At 55.4% G+C, this 213-nt stretch carries 1 pseudogene; it reads left to right on the plus strand.

From position 1 onward, the window contains the following. Positions 1–213, plus strand: a pseudogene (locus CWS31_RS17520) (class A beta-lactamase); the annotation flags it as partial.

Below are 213 nucleotides of genomic sequence, written 5' to 3' on the forward strand. Positions count from 1 at the left end.
GACTGGATGGAGGCGGATAAAGTTGCAGGACCACTTCTGCGCTCGGCCCTTCCGGCTGGCTGGTTTATTGCTGATAAATCTGGAGCCGGTGAGCGTGGGTCTCGCGGTATCATTGCAGCACTGGGGCCAGATGGTAAGCCCTCCCGTATCGTAGTTATCTACACGACGGGGAGTCAGGCAACTATGGATGAACGAAATAGACAGATCGCTGAG

The sequence above is a fragment of the Colwellia echini genome (assembly GCF_002843355.2).
GTDB classification, from domain to species: Bacteria; Pseudomonadota; Gammaproteobacteria; order Enterobacterales; family Alteromonadaceae; genus Colwellia; species Colwellia echini.